Annotated in this window: 22 protein-coding genes and 3 pseudogenes; 7 read left to right on the top strand and 18 right to left on the bottom strand. The window is 34.4% G+C overall.

Going from position 1 to position 24,511, the window contains the following annotated elements; genetic code table 11:
- Positions 1-368: 368 nt before the first annotated feature.
- The 10 genes from NMD99_RS02595 to NMD99_RS02640 form a co-directional block, all read right to left on the bottom strand.
- On the bottom strand, positions 369-1,106 hold the full coding sequence (locus NMD99_RS02595) for a hypothetical protein (RefSeq protein ID WP_309166663.1): 738 nt from the start codon (positions 1,104-1,106) through the stop codon (positions 369-371).
- A 150-nt stretch (positions 1,107-1,256) separates the two neighbouring features.
- Entirely contained in the window at positions 1,257-2,015 is a 759-nt protein-coding gene (gene tatC / locus NMD99_RS02600) for a twin-arginine translocase subunit TatC (RefSeq protein WP_253309061.1), read from the bottom strand.
- Positions 2,012-3,109, bottom strand: a complete 1,098-nt coding sequence (locus NMD99_RS02605) for a type I glyceraldehyde-3-phosphate dehydrogenase (RefSeq protein WP_253309060.1) — start codon at positions 3,107-3,109, stop codon at positions 2,012-2,014. Before NMD99_RS02605 ends, tatC begins: the two co-directional genes overlap by 4 nt.
- Positions 3,110-3,209: 100 nt before the next feature.
- Entirely contained in the window at positions 3,210-3,539 is a 330-nt protein-coding gene (locus NMD99_RS02610) for a hypothetical protein (protein ID WP_309166664.1), read from the bottom strand.
- Positions 3,536-3,964: a recombinase zinc ribbon domain-containing protein gene (locus NMD99_RS02615; RefSeq protein ID WP_309166666.1), complete on the bottom strand. Its 429-nt coding sequence runs from the start codon at positions 3,962-3,964 to the stop codon at positions 3,536-3,538. The genes NMD99_RS02610 and NMD99_RS02615 overlap by 4 nt, the downstream gene beginning before the upstream one ends.
- Positions 3,965-4,026: 62 nt before the next feature.
- On the bottom strand, positions 4,027-4,839 hold the full coding sequence (locus tag NMD99_RS02620) for a recombinase family protein (RefSeq protein ID WP_309166667.1): 813 nt from the start codon (positions 4,837-4,839) through the stop codon (positions 4,027-4,029).
- Positions 4,757-5,032: a hypothetical protein gene (locus NMD99_RS02625; protein WP_017532679.1), complete on the bottom strand. Its 276-nt coding sequence runs from the start codon at positions 5,030-5,032 to the stop codon at positions 4,757-4,759. Before NMD99_RS02625 ends, NMD99_RS02620 begins: the two co-directional genes overlap by 83 nt.
- Positions 5,033-5,138: 106 nt before the next feature.
- Positions 5,139-5,600 carry an ankyrin repeat domain-containing protein gene (locus NMD99_RS02630; RefSeq protein WP_182182953.1) on the bottom strand — a complete coding sequence of 154 codons (462 nt, stop codon included), beginning with the start codon at positions 5,598-5,600 and terminating at the stop codon, positions 5,139-5,141.
- A gap of 25 nt (positions 5,601-5,625) precedes the next feature.
- Positions 5,626-6,336: an ankyrin repeat domain-containing protein gene (locus tag NMD99_RS02635; protein WP_309166679.1), complete on the bottom strand. Its 711-nt coding sequence runs from the start codon at positions 6,334-6,336 to the stop codon at positions 5,626-5,628.
- Between the two features lie 168 nt (positions 6,337-6,504).
- Entirely contained in the window at positions 6,505-7,671 is a 1,167-nt protein-coding gene (locus NMD99_RS02640) for a phage tail protein (protein ID WP_264687799.1), read from the bottom strand.
- A gap of 90 nt (positions 7,672-7,761) precedes the next feature.
- Between NMD99_RS02640 and NMD99_RS07950 the strand changes: the two genes are divergently transcribed.
- The 5 genes from NMD99_RS07950 (at position 7,762) to NMD99_RS02660 (ending at position 10,678) form a co-directional block, all read left to right on the top strand.
- On the top strand, positions 7,762-7,986 hold the full coding sequence (locus tag NMD99_RS07950; RefSeq protein ID WP_353276161.1) for an HU family DNA-binding protein: 225 nt from the start codon (positions 7,762-7,764) through the stop codon (positions 7,984-7,986).
- A gap of 51 nt (positions 7,987-8,037) precedes the next feature.
- The gene (locus NMD99_RS02645) at positions 8,038-8,880 is read left to right on the top strand and encodes a contractile injection system protein, VgrG/Pvc8 family (protein ID WP_309166681.1); all 843 of its coding nucleotides are present in this window, start codon (positions 8,038-8,040) and stop codon (positions 8,878-8,880) included.
- Between the two features lie 52 nt (positions 8,881-8,932).
- A complete protein-coding gene (locus NMD99_RS02650) occupies positions 8,933-9,466 on the top strand; it encodes an ankyrin repeat domain-containing protein (RefSeq protein ID WP_309166683.1) in 534 nt (177 codons plus the stop codon).
- Between the two features lie 67 nt (positions 9,467-9,533).
- Entirely contained in the window at positions 9,534-9,755 is a 222-nt protein-coding gene (locus NMD99_RS02655) for a hypothetical protein (protein WP_108783956.1), read from the top strand.
- A gap of 8 nt (positions 9,756-9,763) precedes the next feature.
- A complete protein-coding gene (locus NMD99_RS02660; protein ID WP_019236454.1) occupies positions 9,764-10,678 on the top strand; it encodes a patatin-like phospholipase family protein in 915 nt (304 codons plus the stop codon).
- A gap of 95 nt (positions 10,679-10,773) precedes the next feature.
- Here the strand turns inward: NMD99_RS02660 and wmk (NMD99_RS02665) are convergent, their stop codons facing one another.
- The 8 genes and pseudogenes from wmk (NMD99_RS02665) to mutL form a co-directional block, all read right to left on the bottom strand.
- Positions 10,774-11,760 carry a WO male-killing family protein Wmk gene (gene wmk / locus NMD99_RS02665; protein WP_226079678.1) on the bottom strand — a complete coding sequence of 329 codons (987 nt, stop codon included), beginning with the start codon at positions 11,758-11,760 and terminating at the stop codon, positions 10,774-10,776.
- A 46-nt stretch (positions 11,761-11,806) separates the two neighbouring features.
- Positions 11,807-12,715 carry a WO male-killing family protein Wmk gene (gene wmk, locus NMD99_RS02670; protein ID WP_006013992.1) on the bottom strand — a complete coding sequence of 303 codons (909 nt, stop codon included), beginning with the start codon at positions 12,713-12,715 and terminating at the stop codon, positions 11,807-11,809.
- Between the two features lie 86 nt (positions 12,716-12,801).
- Positions 12,802-13,998, bottom strand: coding sequence for a hypothetical protein (locus NMD99_RS02675; protein ID WP_213863739.1), 1,197 nt, complete (start codon positions 13,996-13,998; stop codon positions 12,802-12,804).
- 170 nt (positions 13,999-14,168) lie between these two features.
- Positions 14,169-14,330: pseudogene (locus NMD99_RS02680) on the bottom strand (JAB domain-containing protein); the annotation flags it as partial.
- Positions 14,331-14,348: 18 nt separating this feature from the next.
- Complete coding sequence (locus NMD99_RS02685) at positions 14,349-16,409, bottom strand: recombinase family protein (RefSeq protein ID WP_309165575.1); 2,061 nt, start codon at positions 16,407-16,409, stop codon at positions 14,349-14,351.
- A gap of 352 nt (positions 16,410-16,761) precedes the next feature.
- Positions 16,762-17,295, bottom strand: coding sequence for a JAB domain-containing protein (locus NMD99_RS02690; protein ID WP_309166693.1), 534 nt, complete (start codon positions 17,293-17,295; stop codon positions 16,762-16,764).
- 169 nt (positions 17,296-17,464) lie between these two features.
- A pseudogene (wmk, locus tag NMD99_RS02695) lies at positions 17,465-18,392 on the bottom strand (WO male-killing family protein Wmk).
- A 61-nt stretch (positions 18,393-18,453) separates the two neighbouring features.
- Positions 18,454-20,249 (bottom strand): annotated as a pseudogene (gene mutL, locus NMD99_RS02700) (DNA mismatch repair endonuclease MutL).
- Between the two features lie 429 nt (positions 20,250-20,678).
- Here mutL and NMD99_RS02705 point away from each other — a divergent pair.
- Together NMD99_RS02705 and NMD99_RS02710 are read left to right on the top strand one after the other, a co-directional pair.
- Positions 20,679-23,279, top strand: coding sequence for an ankyrin repeat domain-containing protein (locus NMD99_RS02705; RefSeq protein ID WP_265016747.1), 2,601 nt, complete (start codon positions 20,679-20,681; stop codon positions 23,277-23,279).
- Positions 23,280-23,374: 95 nt separating this feature from the next.
- Positions 23,375-24,454: an ankyrin repeat domain-containing protein gene (locus tag NMD99_RS02710; protein WP_174516910.1), complete on the top strand. Its 1,080-nt coding sequence runs from the start codon at positions 23,375-23,377 to the stop codon at positions 24,452-24,454.
- Positions 24,455-24,511: the final 57 nt, after the last annotated feature.

Consider the following 24,511-nt stretch of genomic DNA (forward strand, 5'->3'; position numbering starts at 1 on the left):
AGCGTTGCTTCTTATATTATGTGATTTTATTTTCCATAATGTATATTATGTAATTTTCAATGCTAATAAAACTACTTCCCAACCTTTTAAACAGCAACTTGTCGAACCTCCAGATTAGTACTTAAGAGAAAGTGTTAAAGTATCTCTTTAAGTATTATATATTAGTATTTGGAGATCATACTTATTATAGATCTCCAAAGTACTCATAACGCGTAAACTATGTATTCCACTGGGTTATCAACCAAGTTATTCACAATGCCGTGAATAACCTCAATATATGCTTAAATAAGAAAATTGGTATTTCGGTAAAAGACAAGGAAGAAGGCTTCTTCCTTCTACTGTTTTTAACTTAACTATATGGCGAATTTCTAAGCAGGTACCTTTTCTTTTTCTTCTTGTGCGTGAGCTTCTTCTAGTCTACCACTAGGTTTTAATACTGCATATGTAATAACGCCAGCAACAATCCCGACTGCCAGCGCAGCAGCTACAGCTATGCCAACTATAGCTAATACTGATAATTGAACACCGGCAACACCACATCCAACACCGACTGCCAATGCAGCTATAACACCACAAGTGATACCAATTCCTATTGCTTTATTAGTTACTTGTTTAGTTTCTATCTCATGTTTCTCTTTCATTTTATCATTAAAACCTTTGGCAAAACCCTTGGCAAAACCCTTGGCAAAACTCTCGACAAAACTCTCGACAAAACTCTCGACAAAACTCTCGACAAAATCCCCAAGTTCATCAAAAAGCATTTGCTTGTCTTCAGGCGGCGTCCCATCAAATTTTACAACGTTGGGGAATTCAATATTTATAATCTCAGCATTTAATATTTCATCAAGTGATATATCTTTCTTTGTCATCTCATCAGAAATAACTTTCAAGCCTTCTTGATTCTTAATAACTCTACTATAGTAAAATAGTTTTTTAGTATATCTTTCACCATTTTTGAACTCTATGGTTGTACCACGAGCACTAAGAACTGCTAGTAAATCATCTTTTGAAACTCCTTGTAGAATTTCAGCAACGTTACCATGATCTTTTATTGCGTTCTGTAACCGATCATATAATTTCCTTTGTTCTTCTGTTAAACCAAACATACAATTACTCCCATAAGTCTACTAAGTTTAATTATTGCATGTTTTATGTAAAAAATCAAATACAAAAAGTCTTATTAGGAATTATCACACACACTCAAACAAGAGAAAGGTGCTTGTGCTCGAAAAAGAACGTTACAAATACATATTTATTCAAACCTTTGCCTTCTTCTCAATATACCTACATATCAAAATGGACAATTCATATAGAATCAGCATTGGTATTGCAAGCCCTACTTGGCTTAATACATCAGGTGGAGTTAAGATTGCAGCGATAATAAAAATTACCACTATCGCGATTCTGCGTTTATTTGACAAACTTTGTGTAGTGAGTAACCCTACTCTCACCATCAATGTGAGTATTACTGGAATTTGAAATGCAGTGCCAAATGCAAACATAAATTGGAGAACGAGGTCTAAATATTCGCTAACTGATGGCATAAACTCTATCGGTATATCGAAGGATTTACCACTGTGTTCGAAGTTGATAAAAAACTTCCAGGCTAAAGGAAATATATAGTAATAGACTACAGTAGCTCCCGTTACAAATAAAACCGGGGTTGCAATTAAGTATGGCAACAACACTGCCCTTTCACTTTTATATAACCCAGGTGCTAAGAACATATAGAATTGCCATGCAAACACAGGAAAAGAAAACAAAAGTGCGCTCATTATTGCGACTCTAAGATACACAAAAAATGCCTCTGTTAAGTCTGTGTAAATTAAAGAAAAACCTTCGCTATCTTTTGTTGCTTCTATTAAAGGTGCAAGTAAAAAACGGTATATATTTTCCTTAAAGTAGTAACAAAAACCAAAAGTAACGCAAAAAAATAGAAAGCAAAAGATAACTCTTTTTCTGAGTTCCGCAAAGTGCTCACAAAATGAAGCATATTTGTTTGGGTTTCCATTCATACTTTACTATGGCTCAATAATGCTATGTCTAACATTCTCAGCGAAAAAGCCCACTCATTGTCATACCACGCTGCAACTCTACAGATGTCGCCTGTAACATATGTACCAGTTGAATCCACAATTGCGCTATAAGGGTTATGCACAAAGTCTATTGAAACTAAAGGTTCCGTGCATATAGAAAGTACATTTGACATTGGAGAACCCTCTGTCATCCTAGTACCCTCTGATGTCATCCGAGTAGCTGACACTGGGATCCAGAAATTAGATTCCAGCGTCACGCGCTGGAATGACGTAGAGGAGAGAGCTGCATCCTTAAACATTTCATTTATTTCTTTAACGGTCGCTTTCTTATCAGTCGTAAATTTAAAATCAACCATAGAAACATTGCTAACTGGAACTCTGACGGCAGTGCCATCTAGCTTTCCCTTTAATTCAGGAATTACAGAACCGATTGTTTTTGCTGCCCCGGTTGTAGTTGGCACCATAGATAATCCGCAAGCCCTTGCTCTGCATAAGTCTCTATGATTGCCATCAAGAACATTTTGATCATTCGTATAGGCATGTATAGTAGTCATAAAGCCACTTTTTATACCTAGATTAGAGTGTAGGACTTTCACAATCGGAGCAAGGCAATTTGTAGTGCAAGAACCTGCTGATATTACTTTATGCTCTTTTTTGAGCATATCATTATTCACACCATAAACTATAGTTACATCAGCATCTGGAACTGGAGCAGAGACAATCACTTTCTCTGCATTGTGCCTTATTGCTTCTTCACGCTTGTTAAATGCACCAGTACATTCAAGTATTACATCAACATTCCAAGGAATATTTTCAGGGCTCCGTTCTCTATATAAAGAAAATTTTCTGCCATTTATAGATAGCCAATTTTGAGACTCATTAAAGTCAATATCACCACTGAATTTGCCATGAACAGAATCATATTTAATCAAATGTGCATGCTGCTTTGCACTGAGCGATCCATTCACAGCTACAACTTCTATTTGTTTGCTATATTCTTCTATTTCGAAAATAGCACGCAATACGCCTCTGCCTATTCTACCCAGACCATTAATTCCTACACGAATCGTCATCTCTTCATTCAAAAAATTTAATTATAGAGGATATCACTTGATATTTCATTCTATTCTTTTGCTTTTCTATCGATATGAACATTATAGCAAGGAGACAGGGCTAAAAAATTGCTTTACAAACTCCGCCAGCCCCCTTATCATGACGTCCAGTACAATGTTGCAAATTAAAAATCTCTCCATCCTGTGCTGGTTCTTCGATTCTAAACGCCACTTCTACCTGGTCATAACCAATCTGAATTCGTTCTACTAATGCTTTAATGATGCCACGCTTAGTTTGCCAATCTAGCTGTTCCAAATTAGATTTTACACTGGAATAAAGACTCTTTATACTGTTGATGATAAGGTTCATTCCCTTCTCTATTGCTTTTTGATCAACTACCTTTTTCTTCTCTTCTTCTATCCCTCTTAAGCGTTCCCTCATTCTTTTCATCGTCTGTTTAATTCTTCCTCACTTATATATCCTTTATCTCCTACATTTTCTTGACTATAATAGTCTTCCATTAACTTTTCGATGCCTTGTTTTATTTGATTTTCCCTTCTTGCAAGCTTCTTATCTGATGATTCATCATTTTTATTTTCTGCAATTCTACGGTGATACTCATTTTTTATTATCTCTGGGTTTTTTAGTAAATTTTTCATCTTTTCCCATATAGCTGTTTCTAACATATCTGTACGGACCAATTTATTAGTACACTTCTCCCTACCATCAGTAATACGTATAGTACTACTACAGCGATAATAGCTAAACTTTTTTCCCTCAACTCCACATTGTGCACCACTATACGCATATCCACAGTTTTGACACACAACTAGACCTTGTAATAGATATTTCTTTTTTCCTCCCTCTCTCTGCATCCTTGCTCTTTTTCTATTTTCATCCAGTTGCTTTTGTACTTTATTAAATAACCCTTCATCAACTATTTTTGGTACTGGTATATAAATCCAGCTGTCCTCATCTGTGCGACAGATAGAAACCTTTTGTTTATTTCTTTCTCTTTTTCAACCCTCTTTAATTTACCAAACGCTGCTTGTCCTTTATATGCTGGATTTCTTAACACCTTCCAAATTATTATTGGACACCACACCTTCTTTCCAGTTCTTGTTCTAATTGACTTATCTCTTAGTCTACGTATCACTTCCCTTATACTTATTCTCTCTTGCCCTACCCACATGAATATCTGCTTTACTATTTTTGCTTCCTCTTCATTTATTTCAAACTTTGTCTTTTCTCTATCTACATGCTTTATACGATTATAACCAAAAGGTGCAATGCCAATTACACTTACACAGCCTTTTTTTGCTCTATGGAGTTTTCCCCTACGACTACGTTCCATAATCTTTGTACACTCATATTCTGCCACTAATCCTTGCATTCCCAATAACAATTTAGACTCTGGATTATTTTCAGTCTTATGATTTAAGAATATTACTTCTACTCCTGCTTTTTCAAATTCATCAAGTAATATCATTTGATGTGCAGATTTTCTTGATAGTCGGTCAGGTGAATGAATATAAATTTTATCAATTTGATCTTCTCCTACTTTATCACGTAATGCATCTAAACCTTCACGTTCTAAACTCCACCCACTAAGCCCATCATCCTTAAATTCATACTCATTCAATAACTCATGCTTATCTGCAGCAATTCTATGCTTGAGCTCGGCAATTTGACTCTCTATTGTATTGTTCTGCGCTTGACTCTTCGATGAAACTCTTGCATATAAGGCCACTGTTATCATTTTTCTTTATCTCCTTTTCATTGTTTCTTTTTACCGCATACCTTAGTAACAGCTCATAGGCGTCTGCTAGATGTTGTTCCGCTAATTCATCTGGCTCGTATCGGCAAGTTAATGTTCTTTTTCTCATAGTTTCTCCTGCAAATGTTTTTGTAGTGCAAGGAGCCTTACCACTCCTTTTTTCCATCAATCCATTTACTCTTATGAAAAAGACCAACTTTTATCAGCTACAGCCTTCAAATTTGGTCTAGCCCTTCCTTTACCAACTGCTGTTGCGCTTTCTGATACGACTCTTATTTTTTTAACAAACTTTCCATTTTCTCTGTTTCTTTCTTTAATACCTCGGCTATTTCTTTGCTATTTTTCGCATAATCCATCGCTGTTATTCCAAATTTATCTGCTTGCTCTATTTCAGCCCCTGCTTTTACTAGCTCCTCCACTATTTCTTTTTCTCCTACCATACATGCAAGATGCAGCGGAGTGCATTTATTGCCATACTCTTCAGCATTTACATTCCCTCCTGATTTTATCAATTCTCTAACTGTTTCTAGACGTTTCTCCGTTATCGCTAGATGCAGTGCTGTATGTCCTCTTACATCTGCTGCATTCACATCTACTCCTTTTTCGATTAATAACCTCACTGTTTTTACCTCTACTGCATAATGTAGAGCTGTTCTTCCTTTTTCGTCTCTTTCATAAATATTTTTAAACGAGTTCTCTAATAGTGACTCCTCTTTTTTACCCAGCTTTACCATAACTTACCCCACCTTTTCTTTAAACCTAAGCCTTCCTTTTTACCACCTCATCTATCATTGCATTCACTTGGCTGATTATCTTGCTTGCTAAATTTTGACATTCTTTCTTTATTAGCGATTTGTCTCTCCTCCTTATTTCTCCTATCTCTATTATTTTTAGCTCCGGCATGTAGCTTCCATTCAACATGTCTGCTATTTCTCCCACTAGCCCCTCTATTCCATAGCACGTCAGTTCTCTACTTTTTGTTATTCCTCCTTTTTCTCTCAAAAATTTACTCGCCTTTTCACTCTCTTTGCTATCACATAGACGATACTTTTCACTTTCCCAGATATAGTACATTGGTGTTGCACCGTACTTATTCAGTTGATTAACTTCAGCTCCGGCCTTTACCAGCTCTTTTATTATTTCAACTCCTGCTCCTCCTATTTTGCACGCAGAGTGCAGTGGCGTACATCCAGTGACATATTGAGTGGCATTTACTTCTGCTCCTTCTCTTAGCAGCACTTTTACATTTTCTAAACTTTTTGCAAATACTGCACAGTGCAGAGGTGTATAACCATTTTTATCTCTTGCATTAACATCTGCTCCTTTTTTTTTTAATAACCTCACTGTTTTATAATCAGAGATTTCTACTGCTTGATGCAAGATCGTCTCTCCTTCTTCATTTCTTTTATTAATGTTTTTAAACCCGTTACTTGATACTTCTTTAAAAAACTTACTCTTGCTAAAACTCATTTCATACCTCACAAAATTAGCTTTTCTAGCGCCAGACAAATTTCTTATATTTACCTGCCGCTATTCAAGTCATGTCCGTTTTAGCATAAGAAAGCAAGTCTTTTTCTTTTTATTTCATACACTTTTACCTATTATTAATATAATATATGAGGATCTAAATATAAGTACTTAGCTTATTATACATATTACTTGACTATTTTTCCAACTTCTGTGCAAATGTCGATGTTCGTGCCACTTCAGTACTCCTGGATAAAATACTAAAATGTGCTTTTCTAATTCGTGTATTGAGTCTTTTTGCTCTGAATCTGAGTCATTTTTATAGTAAACGTTGTGTTCTGCTAAAACATATTTTCTGACCTTCTGATCTGTATAATTTTCTAATTTGTAACGATGGATAATGCTGAATCTTTCTAAAATTGGCTTGTGTTTTAAACTCCAATGTTGCCCTGAAAGTTTATCGCTTCCCAATACAAATTTATTCCCTCTTTCCTCTACACTACTTACTGGAAAACATGCGTTTATTTCTCCTAAGCTCCAACTGTCCGATAATATAACTTGCGCTTTCGCAAACTTTATTTCTGGTAATAAACTTTGTGGTAATGGATATAGTGCTTTTAAATTGTACCACTGATGACTCCTTTCATAGATGCCTTTGTAATCCTTTGTGTGAGGCTCTGTTTCTCCAAGTACTGCTACATCTAATCGATATATGTCATTACTAAATGTTTGTTCATAATGCTCTCTTAAATAGTTGTCTACAATCTCTACTAACGGACCTCTAGAACTGAAAAAATTTATTCTTCCAAACGATAACACTGGTCCATCTTTTTCAACTTTTCTACCTGAATAGTCTGATAATAAGCTGCCGAATATACTTTCATCTAATATAAACCTATCAACGTTATAGTAGTCATTAAAAATCCTCATTAGCCTTGATCTTGCTGGTAATGATAGTTTTGCAAGCTCTACAACCGCATCTACAAAAAAGTCATTTGGAACATCTTTTATCCCTATCTGCAGTTCAAAAAAATGTTTACCAGGTGGTTCTTCGATAATTGTAATATCTTCTATATTTGCCCATTTGAGAGCTATTTTGAGTGAAGCAGGTGTTCCTCGCAGTCTTTGAAATTTTACTCCTTCTACTATAGCTCTTCTTTTATTTTTTACCCAACGCAGTATCTCTTCTAAACCATATTCTTCTATTATCCACGGCAGTATTTCATCTTTAAGACTAAATTTAAATCCCCTGATGCAACTTGGATCAACTTTGTAATCGATTGCATCAACCAGTGCTCGCTCTTGCTTTGTTGCGTTTGGTGGTAATAAATTTTTCATTTGTCTTTTCTTTCAAGTTGCTTTAATTTCCTTTATTTAGGTAGCTTATGAGTAAGCAAGAGATCATTGCAGAACTGATCAAAAATAAAGATGTTCTTAATATCGAAAACACTTTCCATAATATTTAACCATATTATCCATACTTTAAAAAACAAGTTACAACTTCTGGAAGAAAATCAATACTTTCGTCTCCCTAACATTGGTCATTTTTATCCAGTAAACCTTAAACCACTTATTGCACGCAATCCCCTCACTGGTGAAACTTTTTCGATTCCACAAAACAAAAAAATACGTTTTAAATCCTATCTAACTTGACGTAGCCAAGCACTGCACACTCATTCCCCAGAATCACAACATGTAGTTGAAGTGTGTGTTAATTACAGGGATGAAGACATAGATATTCCGAATGAATTGAACATAGCACTAGGTTATAAGGAATTTGGAATCTTTCCAATGGGTATATATACAGTCAACGAAGTGACTATACAGGGTCCACCTAAGACTCTACTAATCAAAGCTCATGCAACAAATTTAAGAATATCTTTGAAGGCAAAAGTATCAAAAGAATGGCGCCAAATTACCATAGAAAACTTAGTAAAAGAAATAGCCCAAAAACATGGATATGGATACAAAGTCGCTAAGGAATTTAAGAATGTATTGATACCCCATATTAATCAGGCAGATGAAAGTGATATAAGTCTGTTAACAAAGATCGCAACAGAGCGTGAAGCAATGGCAAAATTAGCTGGTGGGTATATATTGTTTATTTCAAAGAATATGGCAAAATCAGCCACAGGAAAAGCTTTAGGAACAACGACTATTAGACCTCAAGATACAATTAACTGGAAAGTACATTTTACCGTACGTGATAAGTATAATTCAGTAGTGGCAAAGTGGCATAGCTATGAAAAGGGCGAAACTATTAAAGAAACAGTTGGTAGTAGCGAGCCAAGTTATATTATGCTGGAACTTTACTCTAATGCAGAGTCAGCGCTGAGTGCAGCAAATGCCAAGTTGAAACAATTGAAGCGTAACAATGAAGCTTTAGATATAACTATGCCTGGTAATCCTCAAATTTTTGCAGAAGCTAAACTTAATCTTATAGACTTTAACCAAGCGGTAGATGGTGAATGGATAGTTAATAGAGCGGAGCATACTTTAAATAGCTCAGGTTACCTTACTATGTTGTCAGCATCTTTAAGTAAGTAATGTTAATAAAAAATGAGTAAATGATCTATTTAATATTAAAAAGATGTTGAATATGGATAAATTGGGTCAAGATACAAAAAACAAGCTGCATTTTTGGTGGCTTATAACAGTAATAGTATGTATTATTGCTACCTATTCCTACATGAAGGCAAAGGCTGCAGATAATTATAAAACGATATTACACATTGCTTCTCAAAATTGTAACTTAGAGACTGTAAAATTCTTAGTAGAAAATCTATTAGATATTAATGTGCAGATCCCTAAATTAACAGCACTACATTATGCTGCAGAAGAGGGATGTGCAGAGGTTGTAAAATTCCTAGTAGAAAAAGGAGTTGATATAAATGCTACGAAATATGAAAGATGGACACCTTTACATGCAGCTACATATGAAGGCAAATTGGAGATAATTAGATTTTTATTAGACAAAGGTTCAGACCCTACCATTAGAGATACAGATGGAAAAACACCAAGGAAAATTGCTGTATTAAGATCACGGCATAATAAGGACAAACCTTATGATGAAATCATTAAGCTACTTGCAGAAGCAGAGGACCGATACGAATCAACAAAAAGTAATCACTAAAGCTGTAAGTTTTCTATAATCTGCATATAAATTTCCAAAACTATCCATAACAAGTTAATATTTTCACATGAAAAAGCAAAAAATCCCAATAGCGGTAATAATAACAATAGTTGTACAGACTGTAGGGTTAATCTGGTGGTTGGCAAAACTCGACCTACGTGTACATATCCATGATAAATTTGTAGAAAAAAACCAAGAACTAATCGAAATAGTCTATCGACTTGAAGAGAGAGTGAAAAACCTCACTGAAGAAGTCAACGAACTTGAAGCTATTCACAAACACAAATAAATTTTACAGTGACAAAGTACATTTTATCTGTAGATGGAGGTGGCATTAGAGGGATAATACCTGCCATTATTCTAGCAGAAATTGAATCTAGGACAAAAAAGCCAATTTCCCAGATTTTTGATTTAATGGCAGGAACCTCAACCGGTGGGATTATTGTTGCTGGACTTTGTAAAAGCAATAAACTTCAATACTCTGCCAATGATTTGGTTGAACTTTACCAAGAGTATGGAGCATATATCTTTCAATCATCATTTTGGAGAAAATCAATTGCTTCTTGGCTGAGTGGTTCTCAGTACTCATATAGAAATATGGAATTTATTCTCAACAAATACTTTGGTGAAAGTACTATGGCCGATGTTGCGAGTAATCTACTACTCACCAGTTATGACATTCACAATAGTTGTGAATTTTTCTTCAAAAGTTGGAAAGAAAAAAACATTAAGTTGAAAGATGCACTCAGAGCTACAACAGCTGCTCCAACGTACTTCACACCAAAACGTCTGAAAATTAGCCAAACAGAGAGAGTATTGATAGATGGTGGAGTGTTTGCAAATAATCCAGCGGCTTGTGCATATGCAAGTGGTAAGAGGTTATTTCCAAATGATGAGATTATACTGCTATCAATAGGCACTGGTGGAACAGATAGAAGTATAAAGTATGCTAACTCAAGGAAATTTGGCAAAATAGGGTGGATCAAGCCACTACTGAATGTGATGTTTGCCTCTGGATTGGATTGCGTTGATTATCAACTAGAACAAGTAATAGACGATAAATATATAAGAATACAATCGCAATTGAAAGTAGCATCGACTGAGATGGACAATATTACACTCAAAAATATCAAATCTCTTCAGCAAGAGGCAAATGCAATGATAGAGGACAACCAGAAATTAATAGATAAACTTTGCGATTTCATATCTTAATTTATACCAAGCAAAATTCAACTGAGCCAAAAAAGTTGGTTAGCAAATTCTGCTGGTTAAATCATTAACTAACTTTACTTATATCTTAAACACATTCAATTTTCACACTCACCCAACTCATCAGCAGTTAGGCCACTTGCTCGCACAATAATATCAATAGCAACACCTTCCTTCACTAGATCTTTTGCAATCTTGATTTTCTCTGCTTTTTTAACCTTTTCTTTACCAGTTTGCATTCCTTCAGATAAAGATCTGGCTACCGTATCCAGTAATTCTTGATCCTCAATTTTTTCGCATTTACCTATAAACCCAAAAACTGGCTCATTTTCATATTCTGTTAGTCCAAGAGCTTTAATGTTAACTGATAATGTCTTTGCTATCTTATATAATATTTCAATTGGAATGTCTGTATATCCTCGTTCATAGTCGTGTATTTCTTTAGGTGTTGAACCGATTTTATTTGCCAAGTCCTCCTGAGTGTATTCCCGTATTAATCTCTGCTCTTTTATCCTTTTCCCCACTTTGTAGAGTATAGAATCAGTACAAATTTCTTTCTCTATATCATCATATTCATAAGTAGATAAGCGAGTCACTTGGGAAATAATATCAACTGAAACTCCTTCTTTCACTAGATTCTTTGCTACTTCTATTTTCGCTTCTTCTTGGCTAATTTTCTCGCTAATATATACAAACCTTACTAATGGATACAGCTTCTTGCGTAATTCCTGATCCTTAATTTCTCTATGTATTTTTGTTAGATAGACTATTTCTTTATCCTCATCTTCATACCAACTGTTTTCTCTTAGTACTGTTGGTCCTGGAAGTAGATCTATAACATTAACTGACAATGCTCCTGCTATTATATACGATTCTTTGATTGTAATAGCCTTGCACCCTAGTTCAAAGTTATGTATTTCCTTATATGTTAAACCAATTTTGCTTGCTAATTTTGCCTGAGTATACCCTTGTACTATCCTACAACCTTCTATTTTTTTCCCCAGCTCGTAGCTTACTGAGCCAATATGCTCTGAATTATCATAGATAAATCCTCTAAAAGCTGTTTTTCCTACAGAAGCAAACATATATTCTATCACAAAAAAATCCACTATTGGCTAAGTTTTTATGAAATCACAAAAATTTCTCAATCATATAATTTGATAAGCCTGTCGTTTGCAAGATAATATCAACAGAAATTCCTTCTTTCACTAAATTCCTTGCAACTTCAATCTTCTTTTCCTCTCTGACCTTTTCTCTATAAACATGTATACCTTCAAATAAAGACTTGATTAGCATATCGCGTAATTCCCGACTCTCAATCTTTTTGTATTCTTCTATCAACTTTGATAGCTTTTCTTCCGCTTCACTATCCTCATCTGATTCGGGAAGTAGATCTATGATACTGATTGATAATACCTTTGCTATTTCATCTAACATTTCAAGTGAGACAGCAGCTCTCCCTTGTTCATATTCGTATATTCCTTGATTTGTTATGCCAACTTTATTCGCTAAATCTTTTTGTGTATATCCTCGTATCAATCTCCACTCTTTTATCCTTTGCCCTACTTTGTATGGAACCGGAATTTTGTTCTCCTCATACTCACCAATAGATAAGTTAGTTGTTCGAGAGATAACATGAGCAGAAACTCCTACTTTCATCAAACCCCTTGCTACTTCTATTTTTACCGCTTTTCTGCTTCTTTCCTCACTCAAACGAATAAATTTGGTTAATAAATAAAATACCTCGCTTAATTCTTTATCTTTATAACCCTTTACTAAATTTAATATTTCTTCATCTTCAAAATATCTTTTTTCATTTGGTAGCGTCTCTCCACAAACTAGACCTTTAACATTTACTGATAATGCTTCTGCTATAGCATATAATTTCTTAATTGGAATTTTACGACTCCCTTTTTCATATTGCAGTATTGCCCAGTACTTTACACCAACCTTCTCCGCTAAATCCTTCTGAGTATAACCTCGCTCTAACCTCCAATTTTTTACTTTTTGCCCTACCTCACAGTCTAGACTTTTTTCCATACAAAGAACCATACATATAATATTTTCTACTATAGCTCAAAGGCTCCAGATATAATGGTAGACTCTGGAACCTTAAAATAAATGAATTAAAGCCCCCTAAAAGTTTCTTTACTATTTTCACGTACTTTATCTACCCATGAAGACAATTTTTCACTTGGGCTATCAACCTCCTTCATAAGCTGCTTGCTATTCCATATGCCACATCTCATAAAACTTCCCTTTTCTACTGCTTCTTTAAGTTTTACTCCAGCAAAAAGACAATTTTTTCCTATTTCTTCGCCTCTTTCTTGTAATTTAGACCACATTTCCTTATTTTCTACTCTCACTTGTACTTGATCATATTTTTTTACATCGTGGTACAATATAATATCTAGCTTACCAATGCTTGTAGGAAATTCTAATATAATAGAGCTTCCATCTGACATATCGATATAGTTTCTTATACCTCCCTTCTCACTTTTAACCTCAACTGCATCATTGCCAATTTTTAAAATATTACTTCCTAGCTCTCTTTTTGCTTCCAGTATTTTGGCTACCTCTACCTTGCTATCCCCAGAAAATTCTATATACGATGTTGTATTATCTATTTCAACATCTATTAATTCTCCTTCTTGCACAGCACTTTCGCCAGCTTTCTCTAGTTCTTCTAGTCTCTCATCTATATGTGGCTGAACTTCTGGTTGTAGCTCATTATAGATTTCACCTATCAATTTATTCTCCAATAAAGTATCATGAAACTCTGCACCGTTTAGCATTAATTTACGTATTAGCTTTTTACGATCAGCCTTATCAAATTTATGAAAATGTGTGCCCAGTATCACATATTCCGCGAGGCTCCACTCTCCATCATTACATGCATTTAGCCTTGCTCCAGCAGCTAGTGCTTCGTCTACAACCTTGTGCAGTTCATTTGGACTTTTTGCTCTTACCACAGCACTCTTAAACCAGCTCAACTTTTCTGCACTTGGCTTTATTTTTTTCAAAGCTGAAGCAAATGGATTTTTATCTTCTTGATCACTTACAGGTTTTGTGCCATAAACATAGTCAAATCCTTTCCCATAGTTGATTTTGTTTTCGCGAACTTCTCTACCAGGGAAAGGTGCTATTTCTTCAGGCTTTTTAGCCTTATTAATTTTGCTTACAAAGGTGGATTGCTCCTTAGTACGACCAATTCCTACAATAGCATTTAACACCTCACCTTTTGATAATCTATCAAGATCAATGTTTAACTCGTAAGTACCTCCTTCTTGATCATCAAAAGGTACAATTATTTTATTAACCATATTAGCCTCCGCTATTAAATATACTTTACTAAGTCTATAACCGACTTTATTACTTTATTATTAATTCAATATATACTTTCTCATTAATTATAAGCAATGATTAATGTAATTGCAAATACTTTCTTCATTCAAGTAGTTAAACAACTCATGAAAATCTTCAAACATCTGCTTTATAACAGTCCTTGCTCTTTAAAGCTAAAATACCCAACACTTGTGATGATAATGTGATCCAGCAACCTAATCCCTATAGTCTGACAAGCTTTAGCCAAGTCTTTAGTTACAGCTTCATCCTCATCAGATGGCTTTAACCTTCCTTCTGGGTGGTTATGCGATTATACATATTGATACTCCTATAAAAAATTTGGGTTGTTGAGTTTACCATTTTTAAAATCCATAAGGGTTCTAACAGTTTCTGGTCTATCTTCAAATAAATACTTGCCTCTGGTTTTGCTATAGTCTTTTTGTATTTTTATTTTATCTCTCCTTATTCTATCGTAAAGCCACTGCCTGGAAACTTCAAGGATTTTTGCAACTTGTGAAATAGTAAGGTAGCCAGGCACTTTAATGGGGTGTGATTGCTCCTTTTTTCGCATAATATTATTTTTTAACCGAATATTTTTTACTGTATTTTCTAAAACAATATTCTTTGATTGTGAGGGAGAACGATACCCTTGTGTTTCTAAGTACTTGGCAATTTCTATATCCGTTTTACCCTCTTTACTTGACTTTATTATCGATTGCTCCATTTCTGTTGCAGTAGTCAATGCACGAAAGGAGCTTACTGGAATAGGAGCATGGAAAGTGGTAGTTTCTCTACCATGCCATACAATACGTATCTGCAAGCAATCACGCATGATTCGGTGTGCTACTACCTTATCAATCAGACAACGAACAAAAGATTTTCTTTGCTGACGTGACAGAACTGACTTATGCCAAATTTCTGGTAGTTTCTTACCTACATCTAAAAATATTGTTTTCAGTTCCTCGGATAATTGAGGAGTAGGTTTACTTGGATACTGACGTTCAAATGTAATTTCCGCTTGCTTGAGTTCATTCAATGCCTGTTCCCAACGTCTTTCAAGTTCTGCAGCTACAAGACGATTGTCAGGATCAACTTGATTAAATTGTCGTTCTGCCAATCTTACTTGGTATCTTAAGCGTTCTAATTGTTGTAAATGAGCTTTATTAATTTCTTGTTCAGATTGTAGCTGCGAGTTAATAGCCTTAGTATAAGCATCTAGCTCAATTTGACTAAGTGCTGCAAAAAATTTAGGAATTACTTCATTATCAATAATATCAGCAGGTAAAAACTGACATGAAGGGGAAAGATCACGTTGATGTTGGTAACTGCATTTATAATGATTTCCTCCTTTATACTGTACTATCATTTTGTGTCCACATTCTCCACAATAGATTATTCCATGTAATAATGCTGCACCTGGTCTAGCTATTCCACGTGTTCTACAGCGACGGTAATCCGCATGATTATCTTTAAGTATGATCTGAATCTTTGTAAAGGTTTCCCAATCTATGTAAGCTGGGTATTTATCTTTAATTAGAACTTTCCATTCTTCCATTGGTAGTCTTTTTGTTGTTTTATTAGCAGAAGATAGTTTGTGACGCGTAGTACAAGAACGACCATAAGCAAATGCTCCAGCATAAGCAGGGTTTTTGAGCATTGAGATAATTGCGTCAAAAGTTGGTTTTTTCCAATGCACTTCTTTAAAATTGTCATACCTAGGAATGGTAAGTTGGTTATTGTTAAAATACCTTACAACTTGTGCTGCTGTTCGTTTTTCTAGAAAAGTGTCAAAAACAAGCTTAATATGCTGCTGAACTTCAAGGTTAGGATCCTTACTCACGGAATCATCAATGTTACGAACGAAACCCACTGGAAGAGATAAGGCTAAATCTCCTCTGGTTGCCTTATTTACTAGTCCAGCATTTAGTCTGGCTCTTATAGTAGATAACTCCATTTCAGCAAGCTGTCCTTTCAGACCAAGTAACAACCGACCATTAATAGTACCAGGGTCATACACACCATCCCGATCAGCTATCAAACACTGTTTATAGCCACATATATCCAATAACGGATACCAATCAGAACAATTACGTGACAAACGAGTCACATCGTAGGATAGGATAATCCCTACCTTTGATAAAGTGACTTTAGCGAGAATCTCTTTATACCCTTCACGCTTTTCAGCACTAGCACCTGTTAAGCCGAGATCATTATCAATAACAACAATATTATCAGCTTTCCACCCAAGATCAATAGCTCTTTGTTTCAGCGCATACTGTAACTCCAAACTTTCTTGATTGCTCAGTGCTTGATGAGGTGTTGATTGTCTTATGTAAATTATCGCTTCGCGTGTTAAATGTTGTGCTGTAATTAGCTCTGATGTATTCATGGATGACCTCTTTGGACACTAATAATATGTTTTCTAAAATTTCTGATTTGAGACATTGCGGCATTTTTTTCCACACTCTATTTGGTTTACATGGCATAATTTATACTCCTTTGCTAAAGAAACAAATTCGTATAATGAATCCCATGTTAATTTACTTGTGAGAAAATCTTGCTTACTGGCTAAGTTGGTAGCAAGAAACGGGATACGCAGAATTATGTTATTACGATGAATAACAAATACATTACTACTACAATGGGCTCTTGAACTGATAAAGGATATAGGAAAAGTTCTGCCAAATAGCGGATGAGTTGGATCTGTAACTGTAATCTCTTTTTGGTTGTTGAATGGGGTATTAAGGTGGTTGATCGTGCGATATTATTATTGACGTCGCTTTTCTTATTAATGCCTTTCTTGTTACTTCTCTTATGTAAAAAGGTACCTTATCCACTGTACCAGTGAACACTTCTTCCCCCTTTAAACGGCACTTTTGATCAAAATATATTATTTTCATCTTTTCCTCCTCTGAATAACCAATACTCACCCTCAAATATTTTACTATGGTTTCCAAGTTATCCATTACAGGTCCTTTCTTTAACTCTTCTCTTGGTACTCTCTTTGCAGCTTCCTTTAGGCATAAAATTACTGCTACTGTAGAGTCAGTTATCCCTTCTATAGTTTTCAAGTCATCTATTTCCTGGCCTAAAACTCCTCCTATTCCAAAACTATCTATTAGCTTTCTAGCAATAATTCGAGCTTCTTCCCTTTCATGCACTGCACTTAGAAACGTTTCTATTACTTCACGATCAAGTAGTGCTTTACCGTTGCTTTCTAATGCTCTGAATTCTATTTCTTCTCTACGATCTTTACTGTTTTCCTTATTATTCATAAAAATTACCCTTCACTAATAACAAAATGTTTTTATATATTTACTGCTGTTTTTTGTCAGCATTGGCATAAGGCCATAGCTTTTGAGTGAAGTCAAATCAATTTTTCAATCTTTTTTACTTATTTTTTCATTAAAAAGTAAAGATATTAATAGATAATGATTTTTTATTTTAAATTTGTTGAATTTCGTCTAAAGAGATGCCCACTGTTTTTAAAATAATATTGATAGAAATTCCTTCCTTAACTAAATTCTTTGCAATTTTCATCTTTTCTACTCTCTTCACTTTCTCTTTGCAAACTTGTATGCTTTCAAACAGAGATTTTATTAGTACATGACGTAATTCTTGGCTTTTAATCTTTTTGTATTCTTCTATTAACCTTGATAGTTCCACTTCACTATTCTCATTTTCTCTTGTTTCTGGAAGCAGATCTGTAATATTAATTAATAGCATCTTTGCTATTTCATCTAACATTTCAAGTGAAACAGCAGCTCGTCCTTGTTCATATTCATATATTCTTTGATTTATTACGCCCACTTTGCTTGCTAAATCTTCTTGAGTGTATCCTCGTATCAATCTCCATTCTTTTATTCTTTGACCTACTTTATACGGAATAGAAATTTTTTTCTCATCATTATCATATTCATCAATAGATAAACTGGTCGTTTGAGAGATAGAAACTCCTTCCTTAACTAAACCCTTTGCCACCTCTACTTTTACTGCCTTTCCACTTTCTTCCTCACTAATACGGATGAATTTAGTTAATAAATAAAACGTTTCACGTAATTCTTGGTCCTTAATCTCTTTATGTCTTCTTACTAATCTCTTCTTCCTCATACCTTTCCTCATTTGATACTTCTTGTCCGCAAGCTAGATCTCTAGCAGTTGTTGATAATGCTTCTGCTAATTCATATAACTTCTTAATTGAAATTCTGCGTGTTCCTTTTTCATATTGCAGTATTACCTGATATGTTGTATCGATTTTTTTTGCTAAATCTTTTTGAGTATATCCCTTTGCTAACCTACGATTTCTTACTTCCTGTCCTATTACTTTGTAATCTAAAAAATTAGAGCATTTATTCTCTTTTTCACATTTTATACTCCATAACCAGAAGAGCTGTTACGTATACTTAATTGGGAACCTTTTTGACAAACTGAACTCATCTCCTTTCAAACAATTTTTCTATATCAATTAGTTTCATTTCTATATAAGTTGGTCTTTCATGACCAGAATATGGAGTTTTCTCAATTTGTCTTAGTATCTCATTCATCTCTTCCAATTTCATTTTTCTTCCTGCTCCATGGCAAGCGATTGTGGCTGATATTTTATTCACCTTATCCTCTATTGGCAACGTATCTTCCATTTCCATTAACTTATCTACTATATCAACTAGCATCTCTTTTATATCTATTGTTCCCAAGATTGCAGGTATTTCTTTTATCGTTACTTTATCTTCTGATTGTATTTCAATATCAAAACCCATTTCAAAAAGCTCATCTTTATAAGTTTTAACCATCCCCATTCCAGCTTGGTTTTTAATTTCAACTGTTTCAGGAAGAAGTTTTTGTCTTTTTATGCTTGATTTTTGCTTTAAGCACTCGTATATCAACCTCTCATAGGCTGCATGTTGATCTACTATAATCAGCCTATCTCCAGCCTCAGCAATAATGTAAGTATTGTGGACCTGACAACGTGCATATCCTAGGGGATGATCCTCTACCAAATCAATTTGCTTCCTTTCTAAAACCATCGTTCCCTTTTGGGGTGGGGATTCTCCATACTTAAAAGTTTCTGGTAAGCTTTGCCTTCTTTCATCTGGTGCATTGAATTCTTTCATTAGACGATTTTCTAAAAGACTTGGTCTCTTTTCATAAAACTCTTTTTGATCTTTTTTCTCTTGACTATCAACCTGCTCTTGGCTTTTACTATCATTAAAAATTAGCTCCTCTTCAATACCTTGATCACCCGCTGCAAATCTCGTTGATAGTGTTTTTATTATCCCTCTTCTCACTATTTCATATATTAGCCTTTTATTCTGAAATCTTACTTCCGATTTATTTGGATGCACATTTACATCTACTTGGTCATATGGTACTTCTAAATGCAACACTGCAAAAGGATACCTATTGTTTGGAATAAAATCGTGATACGCATATCTAATTGCACCAACAAGTAGATTGTCTTTTATTGGCCTTCCATTAACAAACGTATAGATCTGAGTTGAATTGCCACGACTAATAGTTGGTTTACAGATGTGTCCCGTAAGTTTGATGCCTTCTTCTTCCTCTTTAACTTCCAGCGAATTGTTCTGAAATTCTTCTTCTATTTCACATAATCTGTTAAATAATGAAGTTTGTTTAACATATTTTAAGAGCTTTTTATTACCGGAAGTGAGAGTAAACCCAATACTATAATTAATCATCGCTAAGTTATTCACAATATCAACAATACTTTGTGTTTCTGCCCTTTCGGTTTTTAGAAACTTTAGTCTATTTGGTGTAGCAAAAAATAAGTCACGAACTTCAATATATGTACCTTGCAACAAAGAACAAGGGGTAATCTCTCTATTTTTTCTCCTCCCTCATACCTTATAGACCATGCTTCCTTTGCTCCACTTGCCTTAGACGATAATTTCATTCTGCTTACTGCTGCAATTGAAGGTAAAGCTTCTCCCCTAAACCCAAGGTGCTTGATTTCTATTAACTCACTATCGCTTAATTTTGAAGTGGCATGCCTCATAAATGCTAGTTCTAAGTCGTCCTTTTCTATTCCATTTCCATCATCTGTCACAGTTATAAGGTGACGTCCACCACTTTCTATTTTGATCTCTATCTCTGAACTTCCAGCATCTATTGCATTTTCTACTAATTCCTTTACTACACTCGCTGGCCTTTCTATTACCTCTCCCGCTGCTATACGATTTATAGTTTTTGTGTCTAAAAGAATTATTGCCATATTTTCAACTCTCAGTCTGATCAGTTTAATATCAATTAAAATCAGATTGTCTATTAAATTCTATTCTAAGCCCTTTCATGAAGATCATTAGAATTATGTATAATTATTAATGCTTTTTAAGTGGATTTCCTATTGTTCTTTCTAAGTTCCTTGGTGCACGTAACGATTATTCTTTAAAAAGAATATTGGCTACTGAGAAGAATGAAGACATCTTCATCAGAAAAAAAAGGGGCAAAAACAGAGAAAATTGACGTAGCTACTTAAGGCAGGTGTCTCTATTGCAGCTGAGACAACTGATCTACTCATGATCAAATGAAAAAGTTATAAGCATACAGATTGGATTACAGTATCTTTTTTAAGAAGAAGATTTATCTTGCTTAAAAACTTGTAGATACTATATTTTACATAAATTCTTCATGCGAGGCCTTTATGTTTACTAATAGAATATCTAATAATCTGGATCAGCTGCAATTTTTTGTAGAGTTTTTAAATGAAAATTATGAAATTCAGAAACATCTTAGTCTTACACCACTACATTTAGCAGCAGGAAATGGTCAGTTGGATTTAGTCAACACTTTATTAGGAGAAGGTTTAGATATTAATTCAGAGATTAAGTACGATGGCTTTACGCCACTGTATTTTTCAATTGCAAAAAATCGCTTAGAGATGGTTAACTTTCTTATTGCTCATGGAGCAGATGTAAACCATAAGACCATTCTAGGCTTTACACCTTTAAGTTTTGCATCCCAGCAAGGATATTTAGATATAGTCAACACCTTGATTGCAAATGGAGCAGATCTTAGTACTAAAACAGATAAACTTAATACACCTTTACACCTAGCAGCAGAGAATGGTCATCTAGATATAGTAAATGTTTTTATTGAAAAGGGATTAGATGTTAATGCTGTAAATAATGATCGAGCAAGACCTTTGCATTCTGCAGTACAAAATGGTAACCTCGAAGTAGTTAAAGCTCTTATTTCACAAGGGTCTAATATTAACGCTGGATCTTCAGGCATAGGTAATCATAAAGTTGATGCAAACATTACACCCTTACATCTGGGAACACAAACTGGTAGGTTAGATATAGTTAAAGTTCTGCTTGAAGCGGGAGCAAACGTTAATGCAAAAACAGATGATAAGATTACACCTCTACATTTAGCGTCTCAAAATGGCTTTTTAGAGTTAGTAGACATTTTACTAAAAGCAAAATCTAATGTTAATGCTAAGGATTATGAGAATCTTACACCTCTACATTTAGCAGCAGAACGTAATCACTTTGGAGTAGTTAAGTCTCTTCTTCTCGTAAGGGGAATTGATGTTAATGCTAAGGACCACGATAATTCCACAGCTTTACATATAGGATCTCAGAATGGTCACTTAGAAGTAGTGAAGCTACTAATAGAGAAAAAAGCCAATGTTAATGCTAAAAAAAACGAAGGTTTTACACCTTTGCATCTAGCAATTCAGCAAAGTCATTTCGAGGTGAGTGATTTTTTAATTAAAAATGGAGCAAACATTAACACCGTGGATGATCAGAATTGGACTCCTTTACATAATGCAGCATATAATGGTTTTTCTTTAAAAATAGTAGAGAGCTTAATTGCAAAAGGAGCAAATATAAATGCAAAGATGGATGATGGTAGAAGAGCTCTACATTTGGCAGCAGAACATAATCGCTTGGAAATAATGAATTTCTTGATTGAAAATGGAGCAGATATTAATGCTCTAGATAACAGAAGTTGGACTCCTCTACATTGTGCAGCATATGATGGTAATTTAGAAGTTGCTAAATCTTTGCTTGATAAAGGAGCAGACATTAATGCTAAAACAGTTAAAAGTACTACACCTCTACACTTTGCAGTAGACCATGATCATTTAGAGGTGGTTGAATTGCTCTTAGAAAAGGAAGCAGATATTAATGCTTTAGATCACACAAATTGGACTCCTTTACATTTTGCAGCAGAAAAAGGTTATGATCAGATAGCAACCGTTCTATTGAAACATGGTGCTGATGTAAATGTAAAAGAAAATCAAAATAAAGGCACAGCCCTACATCTTGCAGCTCAATATGGTCATCCTAAGGTAGTTAAAACTCTTATTATAAATGGAGCGGATGTTAATGCAAAAATGGATAAAAATGCTACGCCTTTACACTTAGGGGCACAAATTGGTAATTTAGATATAGTTAGGTCTCTACTTATGAGCGGAGCATACTTTAATGCTAGAGCTGAAGGAGGTAGATATGTTTTACCATTACACTTTGCGGAAAGAAGAGGAAACCCAGAAGTAATAAAATTACTAAAATTGGTTGAGAAGTTATTTAAGGCTATAGAAGATAATAATTATTTAGGAATTGAGAGTTCCATTAGAGATGGAGCAATCATTGATTCGAAGAACGTGGATGGAAGAACGCCATTACATTATGCTGTTAATAATGGGCACATAAAAGTTGTAAATATCTTGCTAGCAAATGGAGCTGATGCTACTCAAGTTACTAACAAGGGTAATACACCATTACACACTGCTGCTTCCAAAGGTCATAAAGAAATTATTGAAGCTTTGTTACAACGTGTAAGCCACAATAAATTGAGTGATTTTATTAATGCTAAAACAATAGTTAAAGGCACTACATCGTTGCATGTTGCTACTGAAAATAGCTTTTTCGAAGCTGTAAAATCTTTGTTGAAACATGGTGCAATTTATAACATCAAGAATAAAGAAGGTAAAACACCACTTGATCTTTCTCGAGACCAGAATATTACTAACCTATTGAAATTAGTAGAAGAGCTATTTGAAAATGCAAAAAATGGTAATGTTGAAATTATCAGTAAGCTGAGAGCAATAAAACCCGATGAGCGCGTAGCTGTAACAAATGCTCGTGATGATCAAGGCAAGTCATTAGTCCAGGTTGCAGTAATCAATAAACACTCAAACCTTGCAAGTAGATTATTAGAAATATTAAAAAGTCCAGATCAGAGTTTACAAGATGTCAGCGTAGAAAATCGAGTAAAGAGTTTAAAGTTATAGCTCTCTTAAATGAAACTCTAATGAGGGTGCCAAGATCTAGAAAATATACAAAAATTTTGTTACAAAATAGTGAAATTTAGGAGGATTTTAAAAATATGCTAAATAATAATATTAACAAAGAATTAGAAAAAGCAGTCTATGAACGAAACTTAGAAAAAGTTAAAGCTCTTTTGTCTGCAGGTGCTAATGCTAACCTTAGAGTAGAAAGGAATAGAGATACGTTACTTCATACTACTAGTAGTGTAGAAATTACTAAAGAGCTTTTGTTAGGTGGTGCCGAAGTCAATTCAAGAAACATGTATAGTGAAACTCCACTACATTCTGCTATAACACTGGGGAAGGAATTAGAATTAGTTAGAGAACTTCTGAAACATGGTGCTGATGTAAATGCAACAAACCGTAAAGGCAATACTGCACTGAACCATGCTGTAAAAAAAAGTGGTAAAAATCTGGAAGTAGTTAAAGAACTATTAGAATATGGAGCTGATATTAATATAAGAAATCGTGAACGACGGCTTTATGATAATTGTTCCACATCTTTAGATAACGCTGTAAGTGATCTAGCATGCGCTAAATTGTTGATTAAATTTACTTTAGTAAGGAACTTCAATAAGGATTACGGAAAAATTATTGATTTATCTCCTTATAAAGGATGCAGTAATTACAGTAAATTATCAAGTTATCTAGATGACTGTGTTTGTGAAATTCTTCAAATGAAAACAGATGAAATAAAAGATAGCCTTCCACTATATGAATTTGTTACAAATAACTTCAACATACATGTACTATATAATAATCAATTATCTGTAAGACTAGCAAAAATTGATTATTCCATACGCTATCCTATATATAATGATATCATATTAGATAAGGTAAAACCTTTTTTAGAAAGAGCAGATTTGTTAAATAAGTTAAGTAAGATACAATTTTATACTAAATTAGATGTGGCAGATCAAGATGCCAAAGAAAAGAAAATTATTCTGGATCATGATTCTACATATAATATAACTGAATATCTATCTAATGATAACTTGTTAAACTTTATAGTAGCGTTTGATGATTCCAATAAACGTACTTTTCAATCTTTAAGTTCCTTAAATAATCTCGTAGAGCCTGGTACAAGACTTTATGAAACTTCTATAAGTAATGATACCAAACGTGCAAGATTAGAATAAATACATTTTTTGTCAGTACTAGAGTTTTTTATGAACAACAATTAGTCGTATGGTTCC

The sequence above is a fragment of the Wolbachia endosymbiont of Listronotus oregonensis genome (assembly GCF_031205055.1).
Lineage (GTDB): Bacteria > Pseudomonadota > Alphaproteobacteria > Rickettsiales > Anaplasmataceae > Wolbachia.